The 19,173-nt window shown below is 65.2% G+C and carries 16 protein-coding genes; all 16 read right to left on the reverse strand.

Features of this window, described 5'->3' with window-relative positions:
* Positions 1-49: 49 nt before the first annotated feature.
* The 16 genes from AKJ09_RS10405 to AKJ09_RS10475 all read right to left on the reverse strand — a co-directional run bounded on the left by AKJ09_RS10405 (position 50) and on the right by AKJ09_RS10475 (position 18,907).
* Positions 50-1,858 (reverse strand): IgGFc-binding protein, encoded by a 1,809-nt coding sequence (locus AKJ09_RS10405; protein ID WP_146647043.1) that lies wholly within the window; start codon positions 1,856-1,858, stop codon positions 50-52.
* Positions 1,855-3,234 carry an RCC1 domain-containing protein gene (locus AKJ09_RS10410; protein ID WP_146655491.1) on the reverse strand — a complete coding sequence of 460 codons (1,380 nt, stop codon included), beginning with the start codon at positions 3,232-3,234 and terminating at the stop codon, positions 1,855-1,857. The genes AKJ09_RS10405 and AKJ09_RS10410 overlap by 4 nt, the downstream gene beginning before the upstream one ends.
* Positions 3,209-4,510 carry a hypothetical protein gene (locus tag AKJ09_RS10415; protein ID WP_146647044.1) on the reverse strand — a complete coding sequence of 434 codons (1,302 nt, stop codon included), beginning with the start codon at positions 4,508-4,510 and terminating at the stop codon, positions 3,209-3,211. The genes AKJ09_RS10410 and AKJ09_RS10415 overlap by 26 nt, the downstream gene beginning before the upstream one ends.
* Entirely contained in the window at positions 4,507-5,691 is a 1,185-nt protein-coding gene (locus AKJ09_RS10420) for a WD40/YVTN/BNR-like repeat-containing protein (protein ID WP_146647045.1), read from the reverse strand. The genes AKJ09_RS10415 and AKJ09_RS10420 overlap by 4 nt, the downstream gene beginning before the upstream one ends.
* Positions 5,688-6,869: a hypothetical protein gene (locus AKJ09_RS10425; protein ID WP_146647046.1), complete on the reverse strand. Its 1,182-nt coding sequence runs from the start codon at positions 6,867-6,869 to the stop codon at positions 5,688-5,690. The genes AKJ09_RS10420 and AKJ09_RS10425 overlap by 4 nt, the downstream gene beginning before the upstream one ends.
* 26 nt (positions 6,870-6,895) lie before the next feature.
* Entirely contained in the window at positions 6,896-7,660 is a 765-nt protein-coding gene (locus AKJ09_RS10430) for a hypothetical protein (RefSeq protein ID WP_146647047.1), read from the reverse strand.
* The gene (locus AKJ09_RS10435) at positions 7,657-8,190 is read right to left on the reverse strand and encodes an RNA polymerase sigma factor (RefSeq protein ID WP_146647048.1); all 534 of its coding nucleotides are present in this window, start codon (positions 8,188-8,190) and stop codon (positions 7,657-7,659) included. The genes AKJ09_RS10430 and AKJ09_RS10435 overlap by 4 nt, the downstream gene beginning before the upstream one ends.
* A 58-nt stretch (positions 8,191-8,248) precedes the next feature.
* Positions 8,249-9,235: a hypothetical protein gene (locus tag AKJ09_RS10440; protein ID WP_146647049.1), complete on the reverse strand. Its 987-nt coding sequence runs from the start codon at positions 9,233-9,235 to the stop codon at positions 8,249-8,251.
* A 275-nt stretch (positions 9,236-9,510) separates the two neighbouring features.
* Complete coding sequence (locus AKJ09_RS10445; protein ID WP_146647050.1) at positions 9,511-11,298, reverse strand: IgGFc-binding protein; 1,788 nt, start codon at positions 11,296-11,298, stop codon at positions 9,511-9,513.
* The gene (locus AKJ09_RS10450) at positions 11,295-12,683 is read right to left on the reverse strand and encodes an RCC1 domain-containing protein (protein WP_169927426.1); all 1,389 of its coding nucleotides are present in this window, start codon (positions 12,681-12,683) and stop codon (positions 11,295-11,297) included. Before AKJ09_RS10450 ends, AKJ09_RS10445 begins: the two co-directional genes overlap by 4 nt.
* Complete coding sequence (locus tag AKJ09_RS52835) at positions 12,658-13,974, reverse strand: hypothetical protein (RefSeq protein WP_169927427.1); 1,317 nt, start codon at positions 13,972-13,974, stop codon at positions 12,658-12,660. Before AKJ09_RS52835 ends, AKJ09_RS10450 begins: the two co-directional genes overlap by 26 nt.
* Complete coding sequence (locus AKJ09_RS10455; protein WP_146647052.1) at positions 13,971-15,185, reverse strand: WD40/YVTN/BNR-like repeat-containing protein; 1,215 nt, start codon at positions 15,183-15,185, stop codon at positions 13,971-13,973. The genes AKJ09_RS52835 and AKJ09_RS10455 overlap by 4 nt, the downstream gene beginning before the upstream one ends.
* Positions 15,182-16,372, reverse strand: a complete 1,191-nt coding sequence (locus tag AKJ09_RS10460; protein WP_146647053.1) for a hypothetical protein — start codon at positions 16,370-16,372, stop codon at positions 15,182-15,184. Before AKJ09_RS10460 ends, AKJ09_RS10455 begins: the two co-directional genes overlap by 4 nt.
* Before the next feature lie 59 nt (positions 16,373-16,431).
* Positions 16,432-17,187, reverse strand: coding sequence for a hypothetical protein (locus AKJ09_RS10465; protein ID WP_146647054.1), 756 nt, complete (start codon positions 17,185-17,187; stop codon positions 16,432-16,434).
* Position 17,188: 1 nt separating this feature from the next.
* The gene (locus tag AKJ09_RS10470) at positions 17,189-17,773 is read right to left on the reverse strand and encodes an RNA polymerase sigma factor (protein WP_169927428.1); all 585 of its coding nucleotides are present in this window, start codon (positions 17,771-17,773) and stop codon (positions 17,189-17,191) included.
* A 114-nt stretch (positions 17,774-17,887) separates the two neighbouring features.
* Positions 17,888-18,907: a hypothetical protein gene (locus AKJ09_RS10475; RefSeq protein WP_146647056.1), complete on the reverse strand. Its 1,020-nt coding sequence runs from the start codon at positions 18,905-18,907 to the stop codon at positions 17,888-17,890.
* Positions 18,908-19,173 lie beyond the last annotated feature (266 nt).

Below are 19,173 nucleotides of genomic sequence, written 5' to 3' on the forward strand. Positions count from 1 at the left end.
GCACACCTCGAGCGGATGAAACGGGGTGTCCTGGCACGACGCCGTGAGATCAGTGAATTGGAGCGAGAGAGGTGTCGACGAGCTTTCGCTGGGCGGTGCCGCCGGGATAGGCGTAGCTCGCAGCGGCGTCCCAGCCCCAAAGCGTGGCGGTGAAGGGGCCTTCGCTCCGCATGCGCTGGAGGCCGGTTCGGCAAACTGTGACCGTGCCGGCGTCGCCGTCGCCGAAGGTGTCGCCGGGGTGGAAGTGGCGTGAGAGGTCGACCCTCGTGTACTCGTACTCGCCGCGCGAGCCGACGGGCTTCCAGCTCGTCAGGTTGCCTGCGCACTCGAGCCACACGTCCTTGAAGGTGCCGTTGAGTTTGCGTCGGATGATCGTGAGCGAGGTCTCCGCATAGCTGGAGTCCGCGTAGAAACTGTACGAGTTCGAATACTGGGCGGTTGCAATGACGTTGACGAACTCCGGATCACCGGTGCCCCCGTAGCTTGGTGCCTTGGGGGTAAAATCGCCGCCGCCGCCGGTCATGTGCGCGGAGACATAGATCGGGTGCTCGATGTCCTGCGTCCGGACGACGAACGCATCCCCAGTTCCCTGAGGGAACGTGCCCACCTCGCCGGCATTCATGGTGGTTGGCGCTCCCGGCGGGATCGTCGGCTCGTACTCGAGGCGTGTTCCATCCCGCGCGGCGACGATGCGATAGGGCATCGGCTCGTGCTCGTTGCCCGCACGCGGGCGATAGCCCACGCCGACATATTCCGCGCCCCACTGCTCGAACGGTGGAATCTGTTGATTGAGAATATCGCAGGCCGAGGCCGAGGCCGGAACGAACGCACAAGAATTCCCGCCAAAGGTGCTCGTTGGCTTGGTCGAAACTACGATGCTCCCCGTGAGCTCGTCGGTCTGGACGAGCTGCAAGTGCTGCCCTCGGGATAGGCGGTACTTCGCCGGCTCATTCGCGAAAGCACTCGCGACGCCCGGTCCACCCAGGATGTCGCGCTTCGGCAGAATGGTGACCTCGGTGTCGTCTTCGGAAGCGACGATCTGCACGGACGGAGCGCCCGCAAAGCTCGCCTCCCACCCGTTGACGATCATGTGCTCCGTTCCCCATGTCGCGACGGGCAACACGAGCGTAGCGCTCGGCAGGTAGGAGGCCGCACCGCCGAACGGATACATCGATGTCAATGACACCGGCACGTCGGCCGTCAATCGGAACGAAGAGCCAATTCCAGTTTTCTTCGCCACCGTGTCGTCGAAGGTCGCGGCAGTCACCCCCTCGGGACATCGGACGTACAGATAGGAGGGATCGGCGCCTTGCGGTGAGTCGGAGAGGAACAGGATGACGCTTTCGCCCGGTGGAATGGCTCCAACGTGTGGGCTCAGCGCCGTACTTCCCGGCGTGGTGCGGAAGACCGATTTCGAGACGTCAATCGCCTTCCCCTCACGCTCGAGCGTCACGTTGGCGGATTGCCTGGACGTATTGACGATGAACGCGGCGTTGCAGCTATGAGGAAACGCCTTGTCCATCCGGGGCATCTGAAAATAGAAGTCGCACCCGTTCGAGCTTCGATCCGCGGATGCTGCAGCACATGGCTCCTGGCATCGCGCAGCACCGCACGCGAGATTGTCGGCGCACGTCTCGATGACGTTGCCCGTGCACGCTTCGATGACCGAGCGGCCGTCGAGTGAGCACTGGTATTGGCAATCCGGCGCGTCCGGCGCGGCCGACGCATCGAAATCGAGCGTTGGATTGTCGGTGGCGAAACCACCGCGGTCCTCCGTGCACGCCCCCAATCCTGCGGCACTCACCGTGATACCGAAGGCCGCGGCGAATACGCGGCGGGTCATGCGCATACGATTCATGGCAGCACCACTTCTTCCGGCACGATGCTTGGGACTCGGAGCTTCCCGTTGCCGAGCTGTCCGTAATAATTCGAGCCCCAGCAATAGACTTTTCCGTTCGTCAAAAGCGCACACGTCGAGTCGGGCATTGCTTTGACTTGCGCGGCCGTCGTCGGGAGGCCTTCGACTTTGACCGCCTGATAGGCGTGCTCCTTCGTGCCGTCGCCGGCCTGACCGCTCGCGTTGAAGCCCCAGCAATAGACGCTGCCCGACGCGCCAACCGCGCACCAGCGCTGCGGTCGAACGACCGCGTCGTAGAAGCCACCGGTGACGAACGACCTCGTCGTGGCGATTTGAACGAGCGGCTCCGGCGCCACGACGGGGCTGGGAAGGGTCCAATCGTCCACCACCAGCCAGAAGGACAAGAACGCGTCGCGGAGAAGACGTCCCCAGCAATAGCCGACGCCGCCGACCGTCGCGCACGCGTTGTCGCCCGCGCTATCGATCGAAGAGAGCCCGACGAGGTCCATCGGAAGCGCGTACGAATCGGGGCTGAGCGACGAGAGGCGGCCAAGCGAAGGCATCGCTCCCCAACTCAGGGTTTGCCCATCCTCGCGGAGAACGAACGCCGTCTCGCCAACGAGGATCTCCCGGCTCGGCGCGCCGCTGGGAAGGTCGACGGGTACGGGGCCGAGGAAGGTCCACGCAGGCGTCGTGGTCGTTGGCGCGAGCTGTCCGTTCGCGTTGCTTCCCCAGCAGACCAGGTCGTCGCCGTTCGACGCACACCCGACGTCCCTTCCCATTCCAACGTGCTCGACCGGCGGAAGGGCCAGCTTGAGCGGCGTACGTTCGGTCGTACGTTCCCCCGTGTCGTTGCGAAGGTAGGGGCCCGTGCCCCAGCACCAGACGCTGCCGCTCTTGTCGAGGGCGCACGTATGACTCAGCTCCGCGACCTCGGAGAGACCGTCGACACGCTCGGCGGTCGGACTGTCCGACGTCCCCGCGTCGTCACCGCGACCGAGTTGGCCGGCCCCGTTTCCACCCCAGCATGCCACCGTGCCGTCGTGCAGAAGCGCGCAATAGCCTTCGCTCCTGTCGTCGCTACTGACGGCGAGCGTCGTTACCAGTGAGGTCGCGCAGCGATCCGTGGCGCACACGACCGGGAGAGGCCCCCCGTCGAAAGGCGGCGCCGTTACGTCGCGAACGTTTGCGTCGACCGAGCCGCTCTCGGATGGCGCGCCGCCATCGGCGGCTACGGACGCTTCCGGGCCGGCATCCGAGGAACCCGAATTGACTTCCTCGTCGGTGCTCGCGCAGCTCGCCGCCGCACCGCTTGCTGCCAGGATCACCCCTGCGCCGAAGAAGTAGCGATCAAGGAGTCGTCTTGTGAAGCGCATTGCGGACTCCGATGGCCCAAAGGTTGGTGTTGGAAGTGCCGCGAACTTGGTAGAGCGTTTGCTTGAGCGCACCACCGTTCATCGCGAGCGTCGAAATCTGGAACGTTCCCCCGTCCCAGACGTCGTTGCCGCCCTGAAGGACGACGCCCGATCCGCAGAGCCACACGCTCCCGGGAATCGCCCATAGAGAGTCGAGTGGCTGGCCGGTCAGCTTCGGAGATACGGACGCCGCGGAGAGCGAATACCCATCTCCTGAGATTGACACATGGACGACGTCTCGCCCGCCCTTGAGACCGACGATCTCGTTGGGCGAAGGCATGTGAAGGTCGGTGAGCCATCCCGGCGCGCCGCCGATCAGCAACTGGTCTTGACGCGCCTCGCAGTCGGACCAGTCACTGGCAATGCCGTCCGCCACCCTTCGATACGCGCCGCCTGTTTTGCGTACGAGGACGGTGCAAGCCGCGCCCGAACGCGCTCTCGTGGCAGAGAACCAGACGTCGTCGGGTCCCGCTCCGGCGGCCGACAGGAAGTACATGTGCTCCGTCGAATCCGAGGCGTCGTCCGCGACGTACTCGGGGACCCACTCCGGCGCGGCGCCTCCAGTGCTCGTCCGGCGATAGATGGTATTGGTGAACCAAGCGTAGACGTCGCCGGCGCTCGTCCCCCAGATGCCGAGCGTCGGATAGTTTTGCCCTAGCTCCGGGTAGAGCGGATAGCCGTCTTGTGGGTCGACGAAGTCGGGATGGCTATTGTCTTTCAGACTCTCCCGCGTCCAAGACCAGGTGGTGTTGGGCGCCTCGGGGCGCTTTCCGTAATAGACGTAGCCTGGCCCCACTCCGTAATAGATCTCGTTCTCACTCGGGGCCCAGATCCGTCCGGCGTATTTTCCGAGACCGACGTCGTTCTGAGAGCTGTCATCGATGTAGCTCCACGAGGCATCGCCCTTCTTCCACTCGAGCACCTTGATGCCGAGGGTCGGACTGTCCGCGATCGCAAACGCCGTCTCGCCGACGGGCCAGATGTCCTTCAACGTGAGATCGTCGTCGGGCAAGGACGTTCGACACCATCCCGCGTCGCTGCATTCCGGCGACGCGGCCTCGGTGCCGGAATCCGTCGCCGCTTCGGGCTGCCCGCCCTCCGAAGGAGTCGCGATGGTTTCTCCGGAATCAGGAGTAGAGGTCGTCTGGGGCTCGTTTTCGGACGTCGCGCAGGCCGCGACCGACGCCATTGCGCCGAGCGCGAGTGAAGCGCCGCAGAAGAGGATCGTCGCTCTCATGGCTTTCCTCCGAGCGAGAGCATGGCGCCCTCCCCGCCGATCCAGACGTGCCCCGCAGCGGCTCCCCAGATGGTCGTGAGGTTTGGCCGGCGCTTGCCGAGCCCGGCAATCTTGACGCGCGACCAGGCCTTTCCATCGAAGTGGAGAACGAGCGCGCCATCGCCGACGGCCCATACGTCGTTCGACGAAGAGCCCCACACGGCCCGGAGATCCTCCGTTGTCGGGACGTCCGAGACGACGTCCCACAGCACGGGGTGCCCCGCGTAGTGGCGAATGGTTCCCAAAGCGCCGACGGCCCACGCTTCCGAGGGCGAAGCGCTCCAGACTCCATTCAGCGCGTTTCGCGTGAGGGTATTGAATGCCTTGACGGTTGGTGTGTCGCTTTCGGCGTCCGTGACGAGAACCGCGGAGCCCCACTCTCCGACTGCCCAAACCTCATTCGGGGATGCGCCGTGAATGCTCGTCACCTGCGTGCAGTGCGCGTCGGTGCACGCTTGCGTGCTCACGCCGACCTGAAGCTCGAGGGTGTTGGTCGGCGATAGGCGCATACGCCAAATACCCGTCTTCTCCACCGAGCTCGCGGCACACCAAAGCCAGGGTGAGCCGGGCGCGTTCCACGCCGATCGGAACTTGATGGATAAACGGAGATCTGGGAATTCCGAGGGGAGGGTCGGTTCGACGAAGCTCCAACCGCCGTCCGAAGGGACCGTGCCGGCATCCCCGAGGTCGAGACCGCGCGCGTAGACACGTGACAAATGGGCGAGCGCGACCTCGCTGGAGTCACGTACCCAGAGAGCATTCAGAGTATCGAGACTGCCGAGTGTCGATCGCTTCCATGATGTCCCGTCGAAGTGTGCGACGGTTCCCATCGCGCCTGCCGCCCAGACGTCGCTCACCGAACGCCCCCGAATGGCGTTGATGGTCAGGCCCGGGTTGATTGCGGGCTCGCCTTGACTCGTATCGACCGCTCCGGGGCAAAGCGTGTCGGGGGAGCAGTCCGAGGGAAAGTATTCGCAATCGGCACATGGGCCTGCGTCGACGTCCGGCTCGGCGTCGAGCCCTCCGTCGACAGGCGGCGGTACCGGGCCGACGTTCGTCCCGCTGTCCGACGGTGCGACGGAGGATTCCGTCGAAGCACAGGCCGCGAGACCCAAGACGAGTATGATCCAGCGACGGCTCATTGCGGGCCCCTTCCGGCATCGACGGTGTCGTCACACGGTTCGACGACGCACCGGCCCTGCACGCATGCTTGACCGGCAACGGCGTTGCAGGTGATCCCGCAGCCACCGCAGTTGTTCGGATCGCTGTCGATGTTGGTCTCGCAGGCGTCGCTCTGGTTCCCGTTGCAGTTCGCTCGCCCGGTCCCGCAGTCCAGGCGGCACATCCCGTTCGCGCAGACGGAGTCGCACGTGATGCCGCAACCTCCACAGTTGAGCGTGTCCGAAGAGGTATCGCGACACCACCCGTAAACGCTACCTCCACAGAAGGTTTCGCCTGGAGGGCACATACATCGGAGGGTGTAGACGGAACTCGAAATGTCCTTTCTGCACGACTGGCCTGCAGGGCATTCGTTTCCACACCCGCCGCAGTTCTCGGGCAACGTGAGATCGGTCTCGCAGCCGTTGTCGAGATCGCCGTCGCAGTTGGCGCGGTCAGGCTCGCACTTCATGGAGCCGCATTTGTTGTCGGCACAGCCAAGATACATATGCAGGCTCGGGTCGAGATCCCCGGCCGGACAGGCATTGTTGCAGGCCCCGCAATTGTCATCCGAGGATCTCGTATCGACGCATATTCCGCAGTAGGTTTTTCCGTCCTTGCAGCCGCATCCCCAGTCCTCAGCGGGGGAAGCTCGGTTGATACACGGCTTGTCTTCCGTACAGATGATGCCACAGGCTCCACAGGAGGTTTGCTCGGCCGGTGACGTTTCACAGCCGTTGTCGGCAAGGCCATCGCAATCGAGCGACTTGGGGGAATTGCTGCACTGCATGACGCAGTGTCCGCCGACGCATTCGTAAAATTCGGTACTCGTCGGCACCGGACATGCAGCTCCGCAGGCGCCGCAATTCTGCCTGTCGGTCAACAAGTCGACATCGCACGGAAAGCGCGAGGCGGGGCAATTCGTATATCCCGTAGGGCACTTGTTCGACGGGCAATACGTGACGAGGTCGCGCGCATCCGGCGCGGCGTCGGCCCCGTCCCCGGCATCCGAGGCATCGGTGACGAAAGCGCCCGGCACGCCTCCGTCGCCCGATTCGGCGATCGTGAGATCGCGGCCCGCGCAGCCTTGAAAAGACCATAGGAGCGTGAGCCACGCGGCAACGGTGAGAGGCGCGCCGTGGCGCGTGATACGGGCAAGCATGTCGGTGTCCTCCGAGTGAGCCGCGCTCAGGGGGTCGGGGCCGGCGAGGAAGGCGACGACGGAGAGGTCGACGACAGCGATCGGCCCAGGGCCCGCTCGAGGCGCGTCGCGTACGGCGTGCCCGGGAAGCGCCGAACGAGCTCGACGGCGCGTTTCCAGGCTTCATCGATTCGTCCGAGTCGAGCGAGGGCCTCGACGGCGATCACCTCGCGCTCTTGCACGAAGGCGCCGGCCGGATAGGCGCGCGCATGCTCCGCAGCCACGGCGAGTGCACGCGCGGGATCCGAAGCGACTGCGGCCTGCGCGCGCTGCACGAGCTCGAGCTCCGTTGCGGCGGGCTTTATGGCTGTCGCAACCGACGGAGCGGCCGACGGCCGAGGAGCCGACGGGACAGACGGAAGCTGTTCGACCGAGAGCACCGGCAGCGCCTGCGGGGCGGGCTCATTCGACGTCGACGCAGAAGCGACGACGACGGCGGTTTCAGGCGCCGCGATCGGCACCGCTGCAGCCGGTACGAAGGAGCGCGTCTCCGTCGCGCGCCAGGCGCCGAATCCTGTGGCGATCGCGAGAGCGACCAATCCCACTTTGAGGTGCGCGAGACGAGACGTGGCGGGCGCCGTCATCGGCGAACGCGATGCGTCTTGGCCGAGAACGCCCGCTTGCGTGAGCCGCGATGCCATCCGCTCGAGGACTTCGCGACTCGGGCCGCTCTGGCGTGCGCGAACGAACGCGCGAAACGCCTCGGGCGTGGCGTCGTCGGAAGAGACATCGTGGGTAGGATCGGTCTTCATTTCGCCTCTTCCAGCGCCCGAAAGAGATCGCGGCGGGCTGCGTTGTAACGGGAGTAGGCCGTCTGGAGCGGACAGCCGACGGCGTCGGCGACTTCGCGCATCGACATCCCCTCGACCTCGTGGAGGAGGAAGACGATCTGCTTGTCCTCGTCGAGTGTCTGGAAGACTCGGTTCAGCCGATCGAGCTGTGCGCGTGTCGTCGGGTCGTGCGGATCGATCGAGTCAGGAACGCTCTCGACGGGTTGCTCGTGGCGTCGATGGCTCCGTCTTCGGTACGCGGCCGCGCATCGACGAGCGATGGCGAACAGCCACGACCGTGGATGCTCCCCGTCCCACTTCGAGATCTGACGCTGTACGACGAGGAAGACCTCCTGGCTCTGGTCCTCGAGGTCGGCATCGTGGACCCCGAAGTGACGCAACGTCCGCCAGACGAAGCTCGCGTGCTCGGCGAAGAGCTCGTCGATGGTCATCATCGGACGACCGACGTCCGCCGATGGCGCGAGGGCGTTACGGAGGATCGAAGCCTGCACACTCGGACAATGCTTGGCCCCGGAAAAATTTCTGAGGTTGCCATCCGTTCAGCGTCGACTAGCGAAAATCGAAGCCGAGACCGAGGCCGACGCGCCCTGCAAGGGCACTGGGGCGATGGACGCTGACGAGCGCGCCGTTCGCACCGTTCACCAGGGCGTTGAAGCGGTCCCGGACCAGGACGACCTCGACGGCGCCGGACAGGTCGAGAAAGAGCGCCGACCCGAGGCGTACCCGCGCAAGCGCACCCGGGCCTACGAGGAAGGTGCTTCGGAGCGGGTAGTGATGCGCCTCGTAGCCGTGAGGTGTGTTCTGAATGAGCCCGAGCGATGCGCCGATCAGGGGGAAGACTTGGATGTGCTTCGTCCGGAGGATCGACACGCCGACGCGCATTCCGCCTCTGAAAAGCCGAAAAGCGACGTCGCCCTCGCCTGCGTGAACGTCCCCCACCGCTTGCTCGAAGCTGGCGTCGAGCCCCAGGAGCAGCAGGGGGTTCGGCATGTATGATGCGCTCACCCCGACGCCGACCCCCGTGGACGGTAAGAGGCCACGCGAGGCAATTGCAGCCGCGCCAACGAACACGCGAGGCCGTGGCGTCTCGGGCGTCTTCGGCCGTGCAGGGCGCGTCGGTTTATGCGCCTCCGCTGGCTGCTGCGGCGGAGCTACGGCGGCGGGCAGAGCGGAGACCTCGCTTTGGTCGGCAGGCCGCGCGGGCAAGGTAGCCTCGCGCGGGCGAGCGACGGCAATCATCATCGCCAGCACGAGCACCGTGGACTCGAAGATGTCCTCGCAGCGAGGCCGATCCACGGGCACCTCCCGCCCTCCGACCGGAGCGCCGGCCGCGTCGGTCATCGACAGCGTGACGGTGAAACCGCCGCCTCGTTTGGCAACGCTCCCCGTGACGAGCAGCTCCGGGGCGGCATCGGACCGAGGCTCTCCGAGCTGAGCGTACGTTGCATCGACGATCGCGTCGCGCGATGGACACCCTTCGGGCGCAGACCATGCGAGGTCGAACGGCGCCGCGATCGCCGTCGTCGAGCGTGTCATCGCCGCACAGACGAGACCGCTCAGCAGTAGAACGCGACGAGCATCGATCTCGCAAGCCTCGGGGATCCTGCGCGCGAATTCCACTCGAATTGCGCGAACGGATGAGCTGGCGATGCTCGACCACGAATACGTCCTTTCGCACTTCCCCCGCCCGCCGTTCGCAAGACGTCACCCGCGCAGCAGGCAACGTGGAAGCGCACATCGGGCGACTTGCGTGGAACAGCCTTCGGATTCAACGATCTCGCGGTGCTTCGCTCCCGCGAGATCGTTGTCGGCTACTTCACGGGCGCGAGCGGGGTCTCGACGAGCTTGCGGAGCGCCATTCCGCCCGGATACCCGTAGCTCGCGTACGTGCTCCAGCCCCAGAGCGTGGCGGAGAACGCCCCGTCGCTGCGCATGCGCTGGAGACCGGTGATGCACTGCTTGTCGCCGAACTGGTCACCGGGGCCGAACCTGCGCGACAGGTCCACACGCGTGTATTCGTACTCGCCGCGCGAGTCGACCGGCTTGAACGTGGGGAGGTTCCCCGCGCACTCGAGCCACACGTCCTTGAACTCGCCGTTCGTCTTCCTTCTCACGATGACGAGCGAGTTCTCGGCGTACGTCGAGTCCGCGTAGAAGCTGTAGGAGTTCATGAATTGGCCGGCGGGCACGACGTTGACGAAGTCGGGATCGCCCTGCCCTCCGTACCCCGGCGTATCGCCGCCGGACATGTGAATCCCGAGGTAGAACGGATGCTCGGGGTCACGTGAGCGAACGACGAACGGCTCGTTCGTGCGCGCGCGAAAGAGCGCGAGCTGTCCCGCAGACATCGAGATCGGCGCGCCGTCGGGTTTGACGGGATCGTACTCGAGGTCGGTTCCGTCCCGCGCCGCCACCATCCGGTACCAGACGGACTCCTCGGTCCCTGCCACGCGCGGTCGGTATCCAACGCCCACGTACTCCGAGCCCCATTGCTCGTACGGAGGGATCTGCTGCGCGAGCGTGTCGCAAGCCCCGACTCCGTTGGGGATGTCCGCGCACTCGTTTCCACCGAGTGTCACCGTCGGCTTGTTCGAGAGCACGAAGCTTCCGGTAAGCTCCTGGGACTGGACGATTTGGGCATACTGCCCCTTCGCAAGGTGGATCTTCGTCGGCGTACCGGCGGCGGCTCCAGTGAACCCGATGCCGTTCGCGATGTCCTTTTTCCCGATGATCGTTACTTCGGTATCGTCTTCCGAGGCATAGATCTGCGTGGCCGGCACGCCGGTGTTCGCTTCCCAGCCGTCGACGATCACGTGCTCTTTCGCCCACGTGCTTACGGGGAGCACGAGCGTCGCCGAAGGGACATAGCTCGCGGCTCCGCCGTACGGATAAATCGTCGTGAGACTGACCGGGACATTGCTCGTCATGCGGAACGCGTGGCCGATCGCCGAGTTGAAGACATTGATGTCCGTTTCGACGGCGGCGGTGACGCCGTAGGGGCATCGGATGTAGTTGTCCTTCTCGGCGGGGGTACGCGATTTGTGCTGATCGCGATCGGATACGAAGACAACGGCGCTCTCCCCCGGCGCAATCGGTCCTTGGAGAGGTTCGAGATCGGTGCTGTTCGGCACCACTCGGTAGACCGCATGCGTCAGGTCGAACGCTTTACCTCCGTATTCCAGCGAAAGCGTCGCCGGCTGATTCGAGCTGTTCACGACGAACGTCGCGTGACACGACTGGGGAAGCAACTTCGTGAAGCGAGGACTTGCGAAGTAGAAGTCACACCCGTTCGAGCTTCGATCGGCGGCTGCGGCGGCGCAGGGCTCCTGGCACCTCGCCTCACCACAGGCGAGGTTGTCCGCGCACGTCTCGACGACCTCCCCCGTGCACGATCGTATGACTGAACGGCCATCGAGCGAGCACTGGAGCGGACAGGGCGCGGCGGGCGCGGCGTCGACCGTGCCACCAGCGTCCGTGAAGACCGGCTGCTGCTGCTCCGCGAAACCTGCGCGCTCGTCGTTGCATGCGCCTGTTGCAGAGACGATGAATCCGACGAGCAGCGCGAAGAGGGGCGCGACGAACAAGCCGGTGCGCCTCATGGGAGCTTCACCTCCGCAGGAACGAGAACCGAGCCCTTGGGCAATCCAGCGCCGAGCTGACCGGTGGAATTGCTTCCCCAGCAATACACTTTGCCATTCGTCAGGAGCGCACACGTGGAATACGGCAAGATCTTCACCTCGGCCGCTGGTGCCGGCAGCCCCGCCACCCGAACAGGGGCTAGCGCGAATTCTTTGGTTCCGTCACCGGCCTGACCTGCGTTGTTCAGGCCCAAGCAGTAAACGGCTCCGGATACCGAGGTCGCGCACCAGCGATGCTTCTCGTAGAACTGACGGTTGTTGCTTTCGCGCCCCATGAACGACGCCGTCGTCGCAATTCGCGTGATCGGCTCGGGCGTGTCGACCGCGATGGGCAACGCGCGGCCCCAGGGATCGTCCCAGGAGAACGGCGGCCCCGAAGGATCGGGGGCTCCCCAACACCAGCCGACGCCGTTCGCGACGGCGCATGACTCCTGGTCGATGGAGTCGAGCATCGTCACGTGTCCGAGCGGAACGGCACTCGGCCAACCGTCCGGATTGAGGGGAGTCTCGCGTCCGACTCCTGGATCGGCACCCCAGCTCATGATCTTGCCATCGCCGTACACGGCGAACGTGGCGGCTCCGAGCGCGATCTCCTTCACCCCAGCGGGAAGGTCGATCGTACGCGGCGCCATGTTGCCCCGCTTGGTGAAATCCGGGTCGACTTGGAGGGAGTCATTGCTTCCCCAGCAGACAACGCTCTCGTCCCGGAGAATCGCGCACGCGACGAGCTGGCTCGCAGCCACCTTTTTCGCGGGTCCGGGGAGAGGAAGGCGGACTGGGGTAGTCTGAACGGTCACCGATGAGGCCTCGTCCTGGAGGAAGGGGCCCTTGCTCCAGCACCAGACATCGCCGTCATTCCCGACGGCGCACGTATGGTCGATCGCGGTGATGCCCGATAGCCCTGGAACACGCGCGGGAAGAGCACTGTTGGTGCCGGATGCGTCGCCGTTTCCAAGCTGGCCTAGGCTGTTGGTTCCCCAGCACGCGACCGTGCCATCGGAGAGCACGGCGCAATAACCCTCGTCGCCTCGCTGATTGCCCAGCACGGTGGTGAGCGCGACGGCACACGGAGGCGACGAACACGTGATCGGCAACGGCGCGGCGTCGACGAGAGCGTCCGGCCTCGCCCCTGCGTCGGTGACGACCTCCACGTCCGGCACGTCCGCAGCGTCGGCATCGCCATCGGAGCTCTCTTCGCCGCCGTCGGAGGAGCTGCTGCCGTCGGGTGTCTCGTCGACGTCGCTGCTCGAGCAGCTCGCACTCGCCGCGACCAGCGACGAAAAGCCGACGAGCATGATCAGCAGCCCAGACGAGCGACGATCAAGGAGTGGTCTTGTGATACGCATGGCGCGCTCCGATTGCCCAGATGTTCTGCTTCGAAGTTCCGCGAATCCTGACGATCGACACATCGACCGGAGCGCCGTCTCTCGAGATCGAAGAAATTTCATAGTCACCGTCGTCGGTTCCGCGGAGAACGAGCCCCCAAGACGAGAACCAGTTCTCGTTCTCCCATCGCCACATCGACCGGATGGTGGAGTTCGCCAGCAAGGCCTTCGCGGTCCTCACGGGTACGACCGACGAGGTGAACGAATAGCCCGCGTCCTCGACGTGAACGCGCATGAGCTCGCCATTCTTGAATCCTCCGCGCTGAACGGCGTCGTGAAGGGCGAGGTATTCGGTCGCCGAGGATCGATGGATATCGGTGAGCCAACCTCCCCCGGTGTCGCCGAGCAACATCGTTCCTGGACGGTTGCGACACGGAGCGACAGGGTTGTTCTGGACGATACCGTCCGCGAAACGCTCCCATCCGGCAGCGGATTTGCGAACGGCGAGCGGGCAATGGAACAAGCCGCGATCGCGAGCTCCGACGAACCAGACATCGTCCGGCCCCGTTCCGTCGACCGCGGTGAAGAAGATGTGCTCCGTGGGCGCTTCGAGATTCTCCGCGACGTAAACCGTCGACCAGGTACGATCCGAAGCATCGCGCCTGAAGATGGCGTTGCTGTACCAAGCATACACATCCTCGGTGCCCGAGCCCCAGACGCCGAGTGTCACGCGCTTTTCTGCAGCGACGGCGTAGTTCGGATTTCCGTGCTCGTGGGACAGCGGATGTCCGACGACGTGATCCGGCAGCTCGCTTCGCGTCCAGGACCACGGAGCCTCGGCGCTCGGCCTCTTTCCCCAATAGACGTACGCGGGTCCAACGGTGAAATAGACCTCGTTCGCGTTCGGAGCGTAGATACGCCCGGCGAACGTACCGATCCCCGTTTCATTTTGAGTCTGGTCGTCGATGTACTGCCAGGTATCGCTGGACGGCAGCCACTCGAGCACCTTCACGCCCTCGCTGGCGCTCTCGGCGATCGCGAACGCGCGATCTTCGAGCGGCCAGACGTCTCGAAAGACGAGGTCTGCATCGGGGAACGCCGTGATGCACCATCCGGCGTCGCTGCACTTGGGAAGACTCGCATCTGGAACGGGAGCGGAGGAGTCCACAGCAGCATCCGCGTCGGGAGTCGTCGCAGGCGGCGGCGACGGCGGGGGCGCGTCCGCCTGCGGAGTTTGCTCTTCCGAGCTCGCACAGGCAGCGATGATGGCAAGCGACGCGCACGTCGTCGTGAGGAACAGGACGGCTCTCATGGCTTCCCTCCGAGCGATACGAGGACGCCTTGCCCCGCAATCCAGACCTTCCCAGGCGAAGGGACCCAGATATGGTCGAGTCGCGGTCGCCGAGCACCGAGGCCGGCGACCTTTACGCGCGTCCAGGTTGCGCCGTCGAAGTGGAAGACCGTCCCCTCGTCTCCGGCGATCCAGATGTCGTTGGGCGACGATCCGGCGACCGCGTGAAGGTGCTGTTTCGTCGGCACCGCGTCGTAGACCTCCCAGAATCGCGCATCGCCGCGATAGCGACGCACGGTGCCGAGCGCCCCCACCGCCCAGACGTCGTCGGAGGCGGCGGCCCACACGCCGTCGAGCGCGTCCCGTGTGAGCGTATTGAAGGTGGTCAGCGTCGGCGCGTCCGACTCCGCGTTCGTGACACGGAATGCAGCGCCTCTCGGCCCGACGGCCCAGATCTCGTCGGCGGAGGCTCCGTGCAGACCAGAGACCTCACGGCATGGAACGTACGTGCACTTGCGCAAGGTCGTTCCAACGACTTGGAACCTGTTGTTTTCGACAGACCAGCGCATGCGCCAGAGCCCTCCGCTATCGGTCTGAGAGCTCACGCCAATCCAGAGGGAGTCCGCGCCGGGGTACGCGAAGCTCGTCTCGAGGCGCATGAAGCCGCCCCCCCACTGTGGCGGCACCTTCGTCGTATCGAGGAACGACCAGCCGTCGGCGGAGGCCTCGGCGTCCACACCGGCGTCGAGTCCGCGCGTATAGAGTCGTTTCGGATCGCCGAAAGCGATCTCGCTGTCGCCGTGCAGCCAGATTACGGAAAGCGACTGTTGGGTGTCGACGATCGAGCGACGCCAGGCGGTGCCGTCGAAGTGCGCGACGGTGCCGACGGTACCCGAAAGCCAGATGTCGCTCGGCGATCGCCCCGAGATCGAGGTGACGTAGGTCCGAAGGTCGAGTCCATCCGACGCAGCGAAGAGTGCGTCGAGGCAGAGCGCCCCCTCCGTGCACTCCGTGGGGTAGTACACGCAGTCGCCCTCGACGCACGGCACCTCCGCGTCGGTCGCGTCACTGCCGTCGGGCGAGGGCGCGGGCGCGGCGTCAGCGGGCGGGTAATACGTCTGTTCTCGGGGAACTCCTCCCGTCTCTTCGTCGGACGCGCACGCCGCAAGAATGACGGCGATCTGCGCGGGAATCATCACGCTCGCAACGGGCAAGAGCCATCGCTTCTTCATCGGGTCGGCCCTCCGGCATCCTGTTGCGGCCCGCACGGCTCGACCATGCATTCGCCGTCGACGCACGCCTGCCCTGCGATCCCGTCGCAGACTTTGCCGCAAGCACCACAATTCTTCGGATCGGCAAAGATGTTGGTCTCACAGCCGTCGTCACGGTTTCCGTTGCAATCGCTCCATCCCAACTTGCAACTCCGCTCGCACTTGCCGTAGACGCAAGCCTCGTTGGCGTTGGGGATGTCGAAACGGCACATCGAACCGCACCCGCCGCAGTTCTCGCTATCCGAAGAGAAATCTGCGCAATACCCACAAGGAGGTTCGGCGCAGAACGCCTCGCAGAACGTCTGTCCGGAGGGACACATGCACTCCGGCACCATGGAAGGATTGAGTCGGCAGCTCGCGCCGTTCGAACACTTGTTCCCGCACGCTCCGCAGTTGTCGTCGTCCGTGAGGTAGAGCTCACATCCATTGTCACGACGACCGTCGCAATCTCCATAGCCAGCGATGCATTTCAGGGCGCCGCATTGGTTGTCTTCACAACCGAAATACATGTTCGCAGGGCGCTCGCTGCCGTCGCCCTCGGGAGGACAAGCGTTGTTGCACGCACCGCAGCTCGAGTCGTTGTTCGTCGGATCGACGCATACCTCGAGGGGGCCCGGGCAGTAGATTTCGCCGGCGGTGCAGCCACAGCCGAAGTCGTTGGCGTGCAGCGTCCGCTCGATGCACGGCTTATCTGCCGGGCATTTCAGTCCACAGCCCCCACAGTTGTCGTTGTTCGGAAGATCGACCTCACAACCGTTGTCGGGGATACCGTCGCAGTCGAGTGCAATGTCCGTCTGACAAGCCATCACGCATCGACCTTCGAAGCACGAATACTTTTCACGGCGCGTTTGGGCCGGACAGGCGTTACCGCACTCTCCGCAGTTATTCGGATCGGTACGCAGGTCCACGTCGCATGTGAAGAGCGAGTTCGAACACGTCGTGTGACCGGCGGGGCAATGGTCCGACGGGCAGTAAGACAGAAGGTCGCTTGCATCCTGAGGCGTCGTGCCTGCTTCGGCCGGGATGATGCCATTCGTGGGATCGTCCTTGCCGAATCCTCGTCCGAGCGACTCCGCGCGCGAACACGAAGTGGCGACAATGCATAGGAGTACGAGGGCAGATATGGCCCCCAGAATGCGACATCTCAACGTGAGTCTCCTTGAAAGACGCCGTGGCGCGATCGACGAGAGGACGTGAACGCAGATTCCTATTCGGCCGAAGTGAGACCGCGCAGGATCACGGCGACACGATTCGCAAACAGCCCACGAGGGTGTTGAGTCAGAAAGCGATCCCCCAAGAGACGCGCCTCGCGGACTCTTCCGCTGCGCGCGAGCGCCTCGATGCGGATCACCGCGACTTCCACCGAGAAGGCGCCTTCGGTGAACTCTGCGTCGTACGCGTCGAGGAGGAGCAACGTGCGCTCGGCGTCGTTTGCGGCGAGCGCTGCGCGAGCTTCTCTCATGCGGGCGATCTCGCGGCCGAGCGTCGATTCCAGCGGGCGCTCGGAGGAAGCGACCGTCGTGGTGACGCTCTTTCGGGCCATACGAGGGGAACGATGCACCGGCGGGTTCACGTCGGGCTCGGCGCTCGGCGACGCAGCGGAAGGCACCACGGCGGGCTCCGCCGGCTCGCCGCTCGACGCCGCGGCCGTCGCCACGACCGAATCGACAGCCCGCACGGTCCGGCTGTCAGAGCGCGGAGGAGCGTTCGCGGACATGCCCGAGAACGCTGCTGCACCGGCCCCGATGACGAGCGCGGCGCCCAAGGGGTAGAGCGCCCGCCCGCCGAGGGCACGCCACGAAAACGCGCGCACCTGCGAAGCGGCTGGCGCCAGATCGAGCGCCGCGAACATCTTTTCTCGTGCGCCGGCAGGAGGCACGTCCTCGCGAGCTGCGTCGAGCACGTCTCGCTGCAGCGGATCGCCGTCACTCCAATCGAGCGATTCGTCATCGAAGAGAGACACGTCAGACTCCTTGCCTTCGCGCGCGAAGCCGAGCGATGCCGGCGCGGAGGTCTTCCCGGGCACGCCTCAGGCGCGAGACGACGGTGCTGAGCGGGAGCTGCAGGACCGCCGCAATTTCCGAGGTGGATAGCTCCTCGAGCGCGGATAGGATGAAGACCTCCCGACGCTCTTCGGACATGCTGGCGATGATTTCGTCGAGCGCCGTGCGGGCTTCGACGCGATCGAGACGAGCTTCGGCGGCCGGAACGACGAACGGCGAGGCCGGAGCTTCCACTTCCGGCACCTCTCGACGCTTCGCGTGCGCACGCCGAACGTTGGCGGCGACGCGCACCGCGATGCCGAAGACGAACGTGCGCTCTTTGCCAGGTTCGATCTGGTCGAGTTTGCGCGACAAGATGATGAAAACTTGTTGCGTCGCGTCATCCGTCTCAGGCGGCGCGATACCGAGCCTCCGCAGCGAACGCCACGCGAAGTCGTAGTGCTCGAGCGCGATCCGGCGCAGGCGTTCGTCTGCCGAACGATCCCGCTTCAAGGAAGCATCCGCATCGGCGGACGCCGGACTCACGATCCCGGGCACTGCAACCACGACCTCTTCCTCCGTCGGCACCAATGTCCCGGACTGGAGAACGAGCGTCAGAAATCTTCACCCCGCAGGCACTTTCTTGGGCCAGCGATGCAGCGGTCGAGCTCGAGGCCGATTTTAAAACACGTGAGCGACGAATCCCACGGCCGCAAAGGGGGACACCCGCGGTGCCCGATAGGCGACCGGGTCTTCATAGGGCTCGAAATAAAGGTCCGTCCGCGTCACGGGCGCCCGTGCGCCAACCATCATCTCGATGGAGAAGCTCGGAGAGAGTCGCCACGTCGCCCTGGCGGAGGCGCCCAAGGTCAGCCAAAGATAGGAGAAGGACACCACCGGAAGCGGCGCGACGACACTCGCCTCGAGGCGGCCAAGCTCTACGTTGACGCAAGGCCCGATGCGAAGAACATCGTGCCGTAGCAGATCGACGCAATTGGACATCGTCAGTTCGGTCCACCGGACCGAGACGTGTCCGAGCGGAGAGACGATGCGTTCTCTCAGACTTCGCGCGATCCCCAAGCGAAGCATCGGCTCGAACCGCGCCGGGAACGCAAGCTGCGCGAACCACGTCGCGAGCGGGAGAGCCCCTCGATTCCCGTTGACCTCGAAGCCTGCGCCCATCGCCGCGGATAGGCGCTCGCTCCGGGCGCGGCGCACGGCTGCGACCCGAGGTGTGCGCACGGCTGGCGGCCTCGCAGCTTTCGCCGTCGTCAGAGCTTGGCCCGTCGCGGGCGCGCGAGGAGCTTCCTCTCCTTCAGCCGCGGGCGGCTCCACTTCGTGCTCGAGCGCGATCTCTTCCTCGAGCGCGATGGCAGCCATCATCGTCAAGGCGGTGATGACGTCCGCACACGATATCGAGGACGCCGAGCGGTCCACGCTCACCCCGCCGGCAGAGAGAACGACGGTCCCATCGCTGACCGCGCCGTGCTTCTCGATCCGAAACACGAGGTCGACGGCCGCCTCGTCCGGAAGCGCGGGCCGCACACGAGCATGATGCAGCGCCAAGCGCTCCATCGTACTCGGCTCCTTCGGACAGCCTTCGTGAAAGGACTCCGAGATGCGGAGCGCCACTGGCCCGGGCTCTGCGGCCCGCGAATCCGAGCTCGCGAGGGCGATGGCGACCACGACCGCCGCGCTCACCGCAAGCCGCCGCGTCGCCCTCCTCTTTTGCCCGCTCTGACGCACGCCGCTCGGGCCGAAGCAAAGCACGAGGCGTCGCCGAAGACAGCCTTGAAGCGCGCGTTTGCAGGCAGGATGGCCATCGACACGCGCTCACCGCGGAGCTTACGCCAAGGCAATTCAAGGTATGCCCGGCGCAGACCACGCTTCGCTGTGGTCCTTCCGTCGGCCTTTGGCCGTTCGGCTCGCCTTCCGCGGATCGGAGAGATCGCCGTGACCGCCGATTT

Origin of the sequence: Labilithrix luteola, from assembly GCF_001263205.1 — a bacterium.
GTDB classification, from domain to species: Bacteria; Myxococcota_A; Polyangia; order Polyangiales; family Polyangiaceae; genus Labilithrix; species Labilithrix luteola.